This window comes from Arthrobacter sp. MMS24-T111, assembly GCF_054888995.1.
Map to the genome: position 1 here is coordinate 3,942,116 of NZ_JBTZRO010000001.1, position 12,791 is coordinate 3,954,906.

General features: G+C 67.3%; 8 protein-coding genes and 2 pseudogenes. 8 read left to right on the top strand and 2 right to left on the bottom strand.

Going from position 1 to position 12,791, the window contains the following annotated elements; all coding sequences use genetic code 11:
- Nucleotides 1–177 precede the first annotated feature (177 nt).
- A pseudogene (locus ACX5I6_RS18420) lies at nucleotides 178–1,616 on the top strand (dicarboxylate/amino acid:cation symporter).
- Between the two features lie 148 nt (nucleotides 1,617–1,764).
- Here the strand turns inward: ACX5I6_RS18420 and ACX5I6_RS18425 are convergent.
- Nucleotides 1,765–2,325 (bottom strand): hypothetical protein, encoded by a 561-nt coding sequence (locus ACX5I6_RS18425; protein WP_461841407.1) that lies wholly within the window; start codon nucleotides 2,323–2,325, stop codon nucleotides 1,765–1,767.
- A 175-nt stretch (nucleotides 2,326–2,500) separates the two neighbouring features.
- Here ACX5I6_RS18425 and ACX5I6_RS18430 point away from each other — a divergent pair, with 175 nt between their 5' ends.
- From ACX5I6_RS18430 to ACX5I6_RS18455, 6 genes and pseudogenes are all read left to right on the top strand, one after another.
- Nucleotides 2,501–3,172, top strand: coding sequence for a TetR/AcrR family transcriptional regulator (locus ACX5I6_RS18430; RefSeq protein ID WP_461841408.1), 672 nt, complete (start codon nucleotides 2,501–2,503; stop codon nucleotides 3,170–3,172).
- 16 nt (nucleotides 3,173–3,188) lie between these two features.
- Nucleotides 3,189–5,711 carry an MMPL family transporter gene (locus tag ACX5I6_RS18435; RefSeq protein ID WP_461841409.1) on the top strand — a complete coding sequence of 841 codons (2,523 nt, stop codon included), beginning with the start codon at nucleotides 3,189–3,191 and terminating at the stop codon, nucleotides 5,709–5,711.
- Nucleotides 5,712–5,720: 9 nt separating this feature from the next.
- Nucleotides 5,721–6,364, top strand: a pseudogene (locus ACX5I6_RS18440) (Maf family protein).
- 129 nt (nucleotides 6,365–6,493) lie between these two features.
- Nucleotides 6,494–8,305, top strand: coding sequence for an acetyl/propionyl/methylcrotonyl-CoA carboxylase subunit alpha (locus ACX5I6_RS18445; protein WP_461841410.1), 1,812 nt, complete (start codon nucleotides 6,494–6,496; stop codon nucleotides 8,303–8,305).
- Between the two features lie 17 nt (nucleotides 8,306–8,322).
- A complete protein-coding gene (locus ACX5I6_RS18450) occupies nucleotides 8,323–8,760 on the top strand; it encodes a YybH family protein (RefSeq protein ID WP_109863418.1) in 438 nt (145 codons plus the stop codon).
- A gap of 78 nt (nucleotides 8,761–8,838) precedes the next feature.
- A complete protein-coding gene (locus ACX5I6_RS18455) occupies nucleotides 8,839–9,570 on the top strand; it encodes a glutamine amidotransferase (protein WP_109863419.1) in 732 nt (243 codons plus the stop codon).
- Between the two features lie 56 nt (nucleotides 9,571–9,626).
- Here the strand turns inward: ACX5I6_RS18455 and ACX5I6_RS18460 are convergent, their stop codons facing one another.
- Nucleotides 9,627–11,036, bottom strand: a complete 1,410-nt coding sequence (locus ACX5I6_RS18460; protein WP_461841411.1) for an MFS transporter — start codon at nucleotides 11,034–11,036, stop codon at nucleotides 9,627–9,629.
- A gap of 279 nt (nucleotides 11,037–11,315) precedes the next feature.
- Between ACX5I6_RS18460 and ACX5I6_RS18465 the strand changes: the two genes are divergently transcribed.
- Nucleotides 11,316–12,791 (top strand): MFS transporter, encoded by a 1,476-nt coding sequence (locus ACX5I6_RS18465; RefSeq protein ID WP_285320072.1) that lies wholly within the window; start codon nucleotides 11,316–11,318, stop codon nucleotides 12,789–12,791.

A 12,791-nucleotide genomic window follows, 5' to 3' on the forward strand; every position in this document is an offset into this window, starting at 1 on the left:
ATGGGCCCTTGCTGCCTCCGCGCGAGACATTAAGCACACCCACCGCGGGAATAAGTAACAAATGCCGCCGCTCGCCTTGTGTTTCCAAGTATTTCCAGCGCATAGCACGATTGTTGCCGCGTAATATTTCTCAATATTCTTTCGACGTGGTATGCGGTACCGGTCTAGCTTGTTCTGGTGACCACTCAGACAAGCACCCCATCCTCCGCGGGGAAGACCGGATTCCAGTTGCCCAAGTGGGCTTCCTCCTTCGGCTTCCAGATCATTGCGGCCCTCATCGTGGGCCTTGGCCTCGGCCTGCTCGCCAAGTACACCGGCAGCACCAAGACCAACCCGAACGCCCTCGGCGCCACGCTGCAGACCATCGGCTCGAGCTACGTCTCGCTGCTGCAGACCGCCGTGGTCCCGCTGATCTTCACCGCCGTCGTCAGCTCCATCTCCAACCTGCGCCAGGTATCCAACGCGGCAAGGCTGGCATGGAACACGCTCCTGTGGTTCGCCATCACGTCCCTGATCGCCGTGCTGATCGGCATCGGCCTGGGCGTGCTGCTGCAGCCCGGCGCCAACACCGGCATCACCGAGGAAGCCAAGTACACCGGCAAATCCGGTGACTGGTGGGCGTTCCTCGTGGGCCTCTTCCCGAAAAACTTCCTGGGACTCGGCGCCAGCTCCACCGTCGGCGACTCCGGCGCAGTGACCACTTCGGTCAGCTTCAACGTGCTCCAGATCCTGGTGATCGCCATCGCCGTCGGTGTCGCCGCCCTCAAGGTGGGTAAGGCCGCCGAACCCTTCCTGAACCTGAACGCCTCGGCCCTTGCCGTCATCCAGAAGGTGCTGTGGTGGATCATCCGCATCGCCCCGCTCGGCACCATCGGCCTGATCGGCAACGCCGTCGCTGTCTACGGCTGGGACACCATCGGCTCCCTCGGCAAGTTCGCCGTCGCGATCTACGTGGGCCTGGCCCTGGTCCTGTTCGTGGTGTACCCCATCCTGGTGCGCAGCCACGGCCTGTCCATCAAGCAGTACTTCTCCGGTGTATGGCCGGCCGTTCAGCTGGCCTTCGTGTCCCGCTCCTCGGTGGGCACCCTGCCGCTGACCCAGCGCGTCACCGAACGCAGCCTGGGCGTCCCCGGGCCTACGCTTCCTTCGCAGTGCCGCTGGGCGCCACCACCAAGATGGACGGCTGCGCGGCCATCTACCCGGCTGTGTCCGCCATCTTCGTCGCCCAGTTCTTCGGCATCCACCTGGACTTCAGCCAGTACGTGCTGATCGCCCTGGTCTCCGTGCTGGGTTCCGCAGCGACCGCCGGCACCACCGGCGCCGTGGTGATGCTGACGCTAACGCTCTCCACGCTGGGACTCCCGCTGGCCGGCGTCGGACTCCTGCTCGCCATCGACCCCATCCTGGACATGGGCCGGACCGCCGTGAACGTGGCCGGCCAGGCACTGGTTCCCACCATCGTGGCCAAGCGCCAGGGCATCCTCGATGAATCGCTGTACAACGCACCGCGCAACGGCACCCCGTTCGTGGATGACAACGAAACCGCTGCCGGTGAGCCCACCGACGGCACCAGTGCCGACACGGCACCGCGCGAACTGCAGGACGCGAAGGCGTAACGGCAGCCGCACAGCTGCATGAAGTCCCCCGGGAAAACTTCCCGGGGGACTTCATGCCGTTAAGGACTTCATGCTGCTAATGACTTCGTATTGCTTGGGGCTTCAACCGCCCAGGGGAACTCCACCCCCGCCCGGCCGGAGGAATCAGTCAGCGCCCGCCGCCACCGATCACGCCGTTCTGGACCGCCTTGGTCACGGCATCGGCTTCAGCCTGCGTCAGCTTCCCGTCCGTCACAGCCTTGTCCAGGCGGGTCTTGAGCTCAGCAGCGTGCTCAGACTGCTCATCGCTGCGGATCTCCTGGAGGGCCGCCGTCACCTTCGCTTCGTCGATGCCCAGTGCGGCGGCCAGCGACTTGGCCAGCGCCGCTTCCCTGGCGGCCGGGTCCGGCTTCTGTCCCTCAGCCGGGGCGGAGGGCTTGTTGGCATCACGGAAGGCCTTTAGCGCGTCCTGGACCTTGGTTTGGTCCACGCCGAGTTTCGTGGCCAGCGCAGCAGCCTGGTCCTCGCCGTGTCCGCCGCGGCCACCGTGCCGGCCCATGCCATCGGGGGCGGCGCCGTTGCCTCCGTCGGTCGGAGCGCTTGAGCTCGCGCTGGGCGTAGGCGCGGGCATCGTGGTGGTTGCGGAGGCCATGCCGGCCACTCCGATACCGGCGCCGAGGACCAGCGCAGCCGCTGACAAGCCCAGGGTCATCTTCTTGGTACGTGACATCTTTCGTCTCCTGATTCGCCGTCCTGCGATGGCTGTAGGTTCATGCCTCTCTCACTGAGACATACCAAGCATCCACGGCGAGCTTCAGGAAAGGCTGTTGGGAACCTTTCGTTCTCCTGTGAATCCACGCGCAAAATACTTGCATATAGTGCAAAGTTGCACGTAGTGTAATCCTGTGCCAACCACCTCCCCCGACGCCCAGCAGGCACCCCCTTCGAGGCGGGAGCTGAACAAGGCAGCCACCCGGCAGGCCATCACGGACGCCGCCCTGGAACTGCTGCGCGCCAAAGGGCCGGGCAACTTCACGGTGGAGGACATCGCCGACGCCGCCGGGATCTCGCGCCGCACCTTCTTCAACTACTTCAGCAGCACCGACGCCGCGCTGGCGTCCATCGTCCACGGCTTCCTGGACACCGCCATCCAGCAGTTGCGGCTCCGCCCGGCCGACGAACCGATGCTGGAATCGGCCCAGGCGGCCTTGGTGGCCCTGGCCGATCCCGAGGCCGTCGCCCCGTTGGCGGAACTGTTTACCTTGACCCAGCAAAGCCCGCTGATGGCCCACTCCGAACTGGAGGCATGGGACCACTGCCGGGCGCAGGTCTTCGCCGTCGCCCGCGAGCGCCTCACCGGCACCCCGGGCGGGCAGGACGAACTCTATGTCCACGCCTTGGCCGGCTCCATCATCTCCTGCGGCAAGGCTGCCATGGAGGTCTGGTTCAGCCGGCGCGGGCCGGACCTCACGGCAGGTTCCCTGGCCGAGCTGCGCCAACTGTTGATTGACTCGATCGCCCTCCTGGGCACAGGCTTCGCTCCCCCTGCTTCATCTTCCGCTGTCCGCACCTCCTGATCAGATCGGTTTCCGCATGGCACTCCTCCTCTACCGCCTGGGCAAGTTCTCCTACCGCCGGCGCTGGCTTGTCATCTCCTTGTGGCTTGCCGTGCTGGTGGCCGTTGGCGGCTCGGCCGCAGCGTTCCACGGCACCTTGTCCAACAACTTCCAGATCCCGGGCACAGAGACCCAGCGGATCGCTGACAAGCTCAAGCAGGACCTGCCGTCGGCTTCAGGCGGCAGCGCCACGATCGTGTTCGAAGCCCCGCCCGGCGGGTTCACGGACCAGGGCCGCGCAGCCGTCACGGACGCGCTGAAGAAGCTCCAGGCCCTGCCCGAGGTCCGCGGCACGGTTGACCCGTTCGCCACCCAGGCCCAGGTGGACCAGGCAGCCAAGGCGATCACCGACGGTGAACAGCAATTGGCCGCCGGCCAGGCCCAGCTGGACTCCTCACGGGCACAGCTGGAGGCAGGCAAGGCCCAGCTGGCCGCGGCTGAGCAGCAGCTCACGGCCGCAGGGGCACCGGCTGCGGTGATCGACGCGCAACTGGGCCAGCAGAAGGCGGCACTGGCAGCAGGCCAGGCCAAGCTCGACGCCGGAACCCGGGACCTGGAGGCCAGCAGGGCCAAGCTGGAGCTCGGCAAACGCCAGGCCCAGGCGGCCTCCGCCATCCGCTTTGTCTCGGAGGACAACCAGGCCGCCGTCGCCCAGGTCCAGTTCAACACCTCCATCAACGGGCTCTCCCCGGCGGTCCGGAAACAGGTCCAGGACATCGCCCATGAAACGTCCTCAGCCGGCGTCACGGCACTGGCCAGCAAGGAGATTACGGAGGACATCTCGGCCCTGTTCGGCACGGCGGAGATCGTGGGCATCGCCGTCGCCGCGCTGGTCCTGATCCTCATGCTGGGTACCCTGATCGCCGCCGGCCTCCCGCTGCTGATGGCCATCATCGGCGTCGGAGTTGGCGTCGGCATCACCTTCGCACTCTCCGGCCTGTTCGACATGAGCTCCATCTCCCCCATGCTGGCCCTCATGCTCGGCCTCGCCGTCGGCATCGACTACTCGCTGTTCATCGTCAACCGGCACCGGACCCAGCTCCTCGCCGGGATGGACGCCGAGGAATCGGTGGCCCGGGCCAACGGCACCTCGGGCAACGCGGTGGTCTTCGCCGGCCTCACCGTGATCATCGCCCTGGCCGCCCTGGTGGTCCCCGGGCTGCCGTTCCTCACCGTCATGGGCCTTGCCGCAGCAGGGACCGTAGCCGTGGCCGTGCTCGTGGCCATCACGCTGACCCCCGCCATGCTGTCCCTGATCGGCCGCCGCATCATCTCCCGGCGGGCCTGGGCCAAGGCCGAGGCGCACAACGCCGAGCCGGGCCATGAAGCCGCGGACCTCGCCACCGACCGCCAGCGCAGCACCCGCGGCTGGGGCGGACTCGTCACCCGGCACCCGTGGGTGGCACTGGTGGCCGGCGTCCTGGTACTCGGCACCCTGGCGCTGCCGGCAACCCAACTGCAGCTGGCCCTGCCGGACGGCGGCTCCGAGCCCGTCGACTCGGAGGCCTACCAGGCCTACGACCTGACGGCGCGCAGCTTCGGCGAGGGCGTGACAGGTCCGATCGTGGCGGTGGGCGAGTTCCCGGCGAACCTCGACGCGGCCCAGGCACAAAAGCTGCAGTACGACATCGCGGACAAGCTCCGCGCCGTGGACAACGTGGTGGCCGCCGTTCCGGTGGCCCTCAGCGATGACCGCCGGACCGCCGTGTTCCAGGTCATTCCCAAGGAAGGCCCCGCCAGCGCCAGCACCGTCAAGGTGGTCGCCGAACTGCGCGGACTCAACGGCGAAATCCAGTCGGACTACGGCGTGGCCATGGGCCTGACCGGGCAGACGGCCGGCAACGTGGATGTCTCCACCAAGCTCGGTGCCGCCCTGCCGCCCTACCTGGCGATCGTCGTCGGGCTTTCCCTGGTCCTGCTGTTGCTGGTCTTCCGCTCCATCGTTGTCCCGCTGCTGGCCACCGGCGGCTTCCTGCTGTCCCTGTCCGCGGCCTTCGGCGCGGTGGTGGCGGTGTACCAGTGGGGCTGGCTGGGTGGCGTGTTCGACGTCGCCAACCCGGGAGCCGTGCTCAGCTTCCTGCCCATCATCCTGATCGGCGTGTTGTTCGGCCTGGCCATGGACTACCAAGTGTTCATCGCCTCCGGGATGCGTGAGGCGTACATGCACGGCTCCGAGGCCAAGGAAGCTGTCCGGGTGGGCTTCCGGCACGCAGCCGCCGTGGTGACGGCCGCCGCGATCATCATGGTCAGCGTGTTCTCCGGCTTCATCTTCAGCCACCTCACCATGGTCCGGCCGCTGGGCTTTGCCATGGCCTTCGGTGTCCTGTTCGACGCCTTCGTGGTCCGGATGACCATTGTCCCGGCCGTGATGTACCTGCTGGGCGCCAAGTCCTGGTGGCTGCCCCGCTGGCTGGACCGGATCCTGCCGGACGTGGACGTCGAAGGGGCCAAGCTCAACCGCGGCCAGGCCGCTCCCACCCCGGGCGAACTGGTCCACTAGGCTGGAACCGTGCAGCACCTGATTCTCGCGTCCCAGTCCCCGCCCGCACCAAGCTCCTGGCCGAGGCCGGCATCCGGCACACGGTCCTGGTGTCCGACGTCGACGAGGAAGCCGTCCAGGAACGGTACGGCGTCACCGACCCGCATGACACCGCACTGCTGCTCGCCAGGGCCAAGGCCGAGGCCGTGGCGTCCCTGCCGGAAGCGGAGGGCGCCCTGGTGCTGGGCTGCGACTCCGTCTTCGAGTTCGACGGCGAGGCGCACGGCAAGCCCTACACGCCCGACGTCGCCCGGGACCGGATGCTGCGGATGAGCGGCAGCGCGGGGGTGCTGCACACGGGACACTGGCTGGTGGATTGCAGGGACACGGACGACGACGGCCCCGGCGGCCGCGGCTCGGGCGCCACGCTCGGGGCGGTCGCCTCCGCCGAAGTCACCTTCATGGACATGCAGCCGGCGGAAATCGACGCCTACATCGCCACCGGCGAGCCGCTGCACTGCGCCGGTTCGTTCACCATCGACGGCCTGGGCGGGGCCTTCATCCGGAAGGTCGACGGCGACCCGCACGCCGTCGTCGGCCTGTCCGTCTCCACCCTCCGGGGCCTCCTGGCCGCCGCCAATGTACGCATCACGGATCTCTGGCCCGCGCGGTAAGTCCTCCATTTTCGGGACACCTTGTAGCTTCCCTACAAAGGAAGGCTGGTTTACACGCGGATTCCGCAAGTAATATCGGCGGAACCCTCAAAACCGCGCTAGGCTCCCTGAAGGAAAGAAGGAGACGCCTTGTCAGCAAATTTGGAGCAGTCCGCAGGTCCCACGCAGTCGACGACCCTCACCAAGGTGCTGATCGCCAACCGCGGGGAAATCGCCGTCCGCATCATCCGTGCGGCCCGGGACGAAGGCATCGCCTCGGTGGCCGTCTACGCCGACCCCGACCGTGACGCCCTGCACGTCAAACTCGCCGACGAGGCCTATGCCCTGGGTGGCACCACGGCCGCCGAGTCGTACCTGGTGATGGACAAGATCATTGACGCCGCGCGCCAGTCCGGCGCCGACGCCATCCACCCCGGCTATGGGTTCCTGGCGGAGAACGCCGATTTCGCCGCCAAGGTCATCGCCGCCGGCATCACCTGGATCGGCCCCTCCCCCGAGGCCATCTCTGCCCTGGGCGACAAGGTCCAGGCCCGCCACATCGCCGAGAAGGTCGGCGCCCCGCAGGTCCCCGGCACCGCAGACCCCGTGGAATCCGCCGAGGAAATCCTGGAATTCGTGGACAAGTTCGGCCTGCCCGTGGCCATCAAGGCGGCCTTCGGCGGTGGTGGACGCGGCATCAAGGTGGCCCGCACCCGCGAGGAAATCCCCGAGCTCTTCGAGTCCGCCGTCCGTGAAGCCACGGCCGCCTTCGGCCGCGGCGAGTGCTTCATCGAGCGCTTCCTGGACGCTCCCCGGCACGTGGAAACGCAATGCCTCGCCGACGCACACGGCAACGTCGTGGTGGTCTCCACCCGCGACTGCTCCCTGCAACGCCGCAACCAGAAGCTTGTGGAGGAGGCCCCGGCCCCGTTCCTCACCGAAGAGCAGAACCAGCGGCTCTATGAATCCTCCAAGGCCATCCTGAAGGAAGCCGGTTACCTGGGCGCGGGGACCTGCGAGTTCCTGGTGGGCCAGGACGGCACCATTTCCTTCCTTGAGGTCAACACCCGGCTTCAGGTGGAGCACTGCGTCTCCGAGGAAGTCACCGGAATCGACCTGGTCCGCGAGCAGTTCCGGCTGGCCCGCGGCGAGGAACTTGGCTACGGCGACCCCGAGGTGCGCGGCCACTCCTTTGAATTCCGCATCACCGGCGAGGACCCGGGCCGGAACTTCCTGCCCTCCCCCGGCACCATCAGTGTCTTGAAGAACCCCACCGGGCCCGGCGTGCGGATCGACTCCGGCGTGGAGCAGGGCGATGTCATCAGCGGCAACTTCGACTCAATGCTCTCGAAGCTGATCGTTACCGGCGCCACCCGCACCCAGGCACTGCAGCGCTCCCGCCGTGCCCTGGAGGAAATGGTGGTCGAGGGCATCCCCACCGTCATCCCGTTCGATCTCGCCGTGGTCAGCAACCCCGACTTCGCCCCCGCGGAAGGCCCGTTCAAGGTCCACACCCGCTGGATCGAGACCGCATTCGTCAACGACATCCCCGCCTGGACACCCAGCGGCACCACGGAAGAAGAAGCCGACGCCGGCGAACGCCAGCGCGTCGTCGTCGAGGTGGGCGGCAAACGCCTGGAAGTGGTGCTCCCCGCATCCCTGGGCACCCCCGGCACCGCCGCAGCCGCCGGCAAGCCCGGCAAGTCCAAGAAGCGCTCACGTTCGGCAGGTCCCGCCGCAGCCACGGGCAATGCCCTCACTTCCCCCATGCAGGGAACCATCGTGAAGGTCGCCGTTTCGCACGGTGACGTGGTGTCCGAGGGCGACCTGGTGGTGGTCCTGGAGGCCATGAAGATGGAGCAGCCGCTGACGGCGCACCGTTCCGGCACCATCACGGGCCTGACGGCAACGGCGGGCGAAACGGTGTCCGCCGGCGCCATCATCGCCACGATCGAAGACTAGAAAGCGCTGCGCCGGACATGCTCGCACCAAGCTTCCAGGAAGAAGTGGACCGCTACCACCAGGCGGTTCCCGAAATCACCCGGGGCAACCCGGCCCCGATCAAGGACCTGTACTCCCGGCAGGACGATGTGACCCTGGCCAACCCGTTCGGCGGCATCGCCCGCGGCTGGGCACAAGTGGAGGCCCGTCTTGACCAGGCGGCCCGGCAGTTCCGCGACGGCGAGATGCTGGGCTTCGACACCGTCACCTCCTACACGGCCCGCGACACCGCCTACCTGGTGGAAACCGAGCACTTCCGGGCGCGGCTGGACGCCGCGGCCGCCACGGAGGAATTCGCCCTGCGCGTCACCAGCATCTTCCGCCGCGAGGAAGGCTACTGGAAGCTGGTGCACCGGCACGCGGACCCCGCCGCCCGGCCCCAGTCCCGGCGCTCCCTGACGCAGCCCGCCGCCTGACCCGCCCCCCGCACCCGGTTCGCCGTCGGGACGGCCGGGGTGCTGGCAGGGCTCGGCAACAGCAGGCAGACTTAGCAGATGCTGCCTTTCCTGCTTCTCGCATCCCGCGCCGAGGATGCCGCCGCCGACGACGAATACGCGGCCTACCTGAGGTACGGCGGACTGGAAGAGCGCGAACTTCACCGGGTCAGGCTGGAGGCCGCACCGCTGCCCGAACTGGACCTTTCGCGGTACTCCGGGGTGATCGTCGGCGGCAGCCCGTTCACCTCCAGCGACCCGCCCGGGGACAAGAGCGCAGTACAGCACCGGGTGGAACGGGAACTTTCGGGCCTGCTGGACCAGCTCGTGGCGCTCGACTTTCCGTTCCTGGGCGCCTGCTACGGCGTGGGCACCCTGGGCACGCACCAGGGCGCGGTGATCGACCGGACCTACGGGGAACCGCTGGGAGCGGTGGAGATCGAACTGACGGAGGCGGGGCTGCAGGATCCCCTCCTGCAGGGGCTGCCCCGGACGTTTACGGGCTTCACCGGCCACAAGGAGGCCGTCAGGTCGCTGCCAGCGCACGCCGTCCTGCTGGCGCGCTCCGCCACCTGCCCGGTCCACATGTTCCGCATCAAGGCAAACCTCTACGCCACGCAGTTCCACCCCGAACTGGACGCGGAGGGGCTGGTGACCCGGATCGATATCTACCGGCACGCCGGGTACTTCCCGCCGGAATCCGCCGGGGAACTGATGGCGGCGGCACGCCGGTCCACTGTGACCGAGCCCATGACCGTCCTGAAGAATTTCGTGGCACGCTACGCCCGCTGAGCATGAAAATGCCCGGCGGGCCGGATGGCCTCGCCGGGCATTGTGGCGTTGGAGAATCAGGCCACGTTGTTCTCGTAGTCAAGGTCGCGGGTTTCGCGGGTGAGGAACAGCGCGATCAGGGTCAGCACGGCCATGGACGTCAGGTACACGCCGACCAGGACGGGGCTGCCCTTGGCCGCTTCCCACAGCGCGACGGCGATGAACGGCGCCACGGCTGCACCCAGGATGCTGGAGAAGTTGTAGCTGATGGCAGAGCCGGTGTAGCGGACATTCGTGGGGAACAGTTCCGGCAGCAGCGCCCCCATGGGCCCGAAGGTCAGGCCCATCAGGGAGAAACCGAGGATCAGCAGGCCCATGGTGCCCACGAAGCCGCCGCTGAACAGCGGGACGAACAGCAGGCCGAACACGAAGATGCCGGCGGTGACGGCCATCAGCATCTTGCGGCGGCCATACTTCTCGGCCAGCGGACCGGAGACCAGGGTGAAGATGCCGAAGAAGACGACGCCGGCGATCAGCATCCAGAGGAAGTCGTTGCGGGAGTACCCCAGGCCGGGGACGAACGCGGCAGCGGCCGCCTCCGTCATGGGCTTTCCGGCCTTTTCGGCGGCCGCCTGCGCACCGGCCAGCGTGGGCTTGGTGCCGTAGGTGAGGGTGAACGTGGTCATCAGGTAGAAGAGCACGTAGGTGGCCAGCATGATGAAGGTGCCCAGGATCAGCTGGCGCCAGCTGGTCTTGAAGACGCGGCCCAGCGGAAGTTTCGCCACCTCGTTGGATTGCACCACCTTGGTGAAGGCCGGGGTTTCGATCAGCTTGAGCCGGACGTACAGGCCCAGGATGACCATGACGGCGCTGAGCAGGAACGGCACGCGCCAGCCCCAGGCCGCGAAGGCTTCCGGCGAAAGGGTGTAGCTGGCCACCAGGAAGATGACGTTGGCGATGATGAAGCCGATGGGGGCGCCCAGTTGCGGGAAGGTGCCGTAGATGGCGCGCTTGTTGGCGGGGGCGTTCTCCGTGGCCAGCAGGGCCGCGCCGCTCCATTCGCCGCCCAGGGCCAGGCCTTGGGCAAAACGCATGATGACGAGCAGCGCCGGTGCCCAGAACTCCCAGCCGGGTACCAGGGCGGTGGGGAGGCAGCCGATCAGGAAGGTCGCGATGCCCATGGTGAGCAACGACGCCACAAGGGTTCCCTTGCGGCCAAACTTGTCACCGAAGTGGCCGAACACGATGGAGCCAAGCGGACGGGCGACGAACGCCACGCCAAAGACGGCGAAGGAGCTCAGCAGCTGGGTGGTCTCGTTCTGGCCCGGGAAGAAGAGCTTCGGGAAGACGAGCACGGCGGCGGTGGCGTAGACGTAGAAGTCGTAGAACTCCACGGTGGTGCCGATCAGGCTCGCCACGATGACGCGGCCGCGGGAGTTCACCGGCTGGTGCGAACCAGGCACCGTGGTGGTATCGGGGGATGACATAGGTAAGCGCTTTCGTGAGACCGGCCGGGCACAGGCAGGTCCGCCTCCCGGCTCGAATAGTTAGAGTTCGATCTTACTTCGCCGCGTCCAGTCAATGGACGAATCGTCCACCATGTGGACCTGTGTTGCGCGTCTCACCATGCGGGCCTCGGCGCCGGGCCTCACGCCGCCGTGCAGGCCCGGATAGGCAAAAGTCACAGCGCGTTAACAAACATCGTCCGTCCGCGAAACGAGCCGTCCCTACCTTGGAGGAACAACATCCCCTGAAGGAGGTAACCCGTGACTGTTGACCGCACCGTTGATGCCGGCGCCGGAAATACCCTTGACCTCGAAGAGGCCACTGGACCGGCAGCCGTTGCCGCATCCGCCAGCGCACAGCCCGGCCGTACCCGCACCACAGACGCCCCTGCCCTTGAATTCCGCCCCGGCCGCTGGATCGCCAACTGGGATGCCGAGAACAAGGAGCAGTGGGAAACCGCCGGCCGCGCCATCGCCCGCCGCAACCTGAACTGGTCCATCTTCGCCGAGTTCCTCGGCTTCGTCGTGTGGCAGCTGTGGTCCATCGTGGTGGTCCAGCTTCCCGCCGCCGGCTTCACCTTCTCCACCTCGGAGATCTTCTGGCTCATCTCGATGCCCAGCCTCGTGGGCGCCACCCTCCGCATTCCCTACACGTTCATGGTCCCCCGCTTCGGCGGACGGAACTGGACCATCGTCTCCGCACTGTTGCTCCTGATCCCCTCCACCGGACTGGCCCTGTGTGTCTCCAACCCGGACACGCCGTTCGGCGTCATGCTCCTGGTGGCCGCCCTCGCCGGCTTCGGCGGCGGCAACTTCGCCAGCTCCATGGCCAACATCACGTTCTTCTACCCGGCGAGGGAAAAGGGCTGGGCGCTGGGCCTGAACGCCGCCGGCGGAAACCTGGGCGCCGCCGTCGCACAGCTTGCCGTCCCGATCGTCATCACCCTCCTCGCTGCCGGCACCGTCAACCTGCCTATGGCCGGCTGGATGTGGGTCCCGTTCATCCTGCTGGCAGCATTCGGCGCCTTCAAGTACATGAACAACCTCACCAGCGCCAAGGGCGACGTGGCCGGCTCGGTCGCGGCGCTGAAGGAACCGCACCTGTGGATCATGGCCCTGCTGTACATCGGCACCTTCGGCTCCTTCATCGGCTTCGCCGGCGTGTTCCCCAAGCTCATCAAGGACTACTTCCCCGCGTTCTCCTCCATCGGAGTGGGGACCGTGGCCCTGTCCCTGGCCTTCCTCGGCCCCCTGGTGGGTTCGCTGGCCCGCCCGTACGGCGGACGCATGGCGGACCGGATGGGCGGCGCCCGGATGACCGTTGCCGCCTTCGCCTCCATGGCTGTGATCACGCTGACCATGATCTGGACCCTCCCGCTGAAGAACTTCCTGCTCTTCCTGGTCCTTTTCCTGATGCTGTTCACCGCCAGCGGCTTCGGCAACGGCGCCACCTACAGGATGATCCCGGTCATCTTCGCCACGTCCAGCCGGGCCGCCCGCAACGGTGCCAACCCCGTGGCCACCCAGCGCCTGGCATCCTCGGCCCTCGGCCTGATCTCCGCGATCGGAGCCTACGGCGGCTTCGTAATCCCCCAGGTGCTGAATGCCTCCAGCACCGCCAGCGGCTCCTACACTCCGGCCTTCTACGGATTCGTCGGCGCGTATGTCCTCATGCTGGTGGTCTGCTGGACCTGCTACATCCGCAACGCCGGCCGGAACGCGATGGGGCACGTCTAA

Excerpts from the sequence above, each read along its gene's own strand:
- ACX5I6_RS18425 (WP_461841407.1), bottom strand. The coding sequence starts at position 2,325 with ATGTCACGTACCAAGAAGATGACCCTGGGCTTGTCAGCGGCTGCGCTG.
- ACX5I6_RS18460 (WP_461841411.1), bottom strand. The coding sequence starts at position 11,036 with ATGTCATCCCCCGATACCACCACGGTGCCTGGTTCGCACCAGCCGGTG.
- ACX5I6_RS18455 (WP_109863419.1), top strand. The coding sequence starts at position 8,839 with ATGCTGCCTTTCCTGCTTCTCGCATCCCGCGCCGAGGATGCCGCCGCC.
- ACX5I6_RS18435 (WP_461841409.1), top strand. The coding sequence starts at position 3,189 with ATGGCACTCCTCCTCTACCGCCTGGGCAAGTTCTCCTACCGCCGGCGC.
- ACX5I6_RS18450 (WP_109863418.1), top strand. The coding sequence starts at position 8,323 with ATGCTCGCACCAAGCTTCCAGGAAGAAGTGGACCGCTACCACCAGGCG.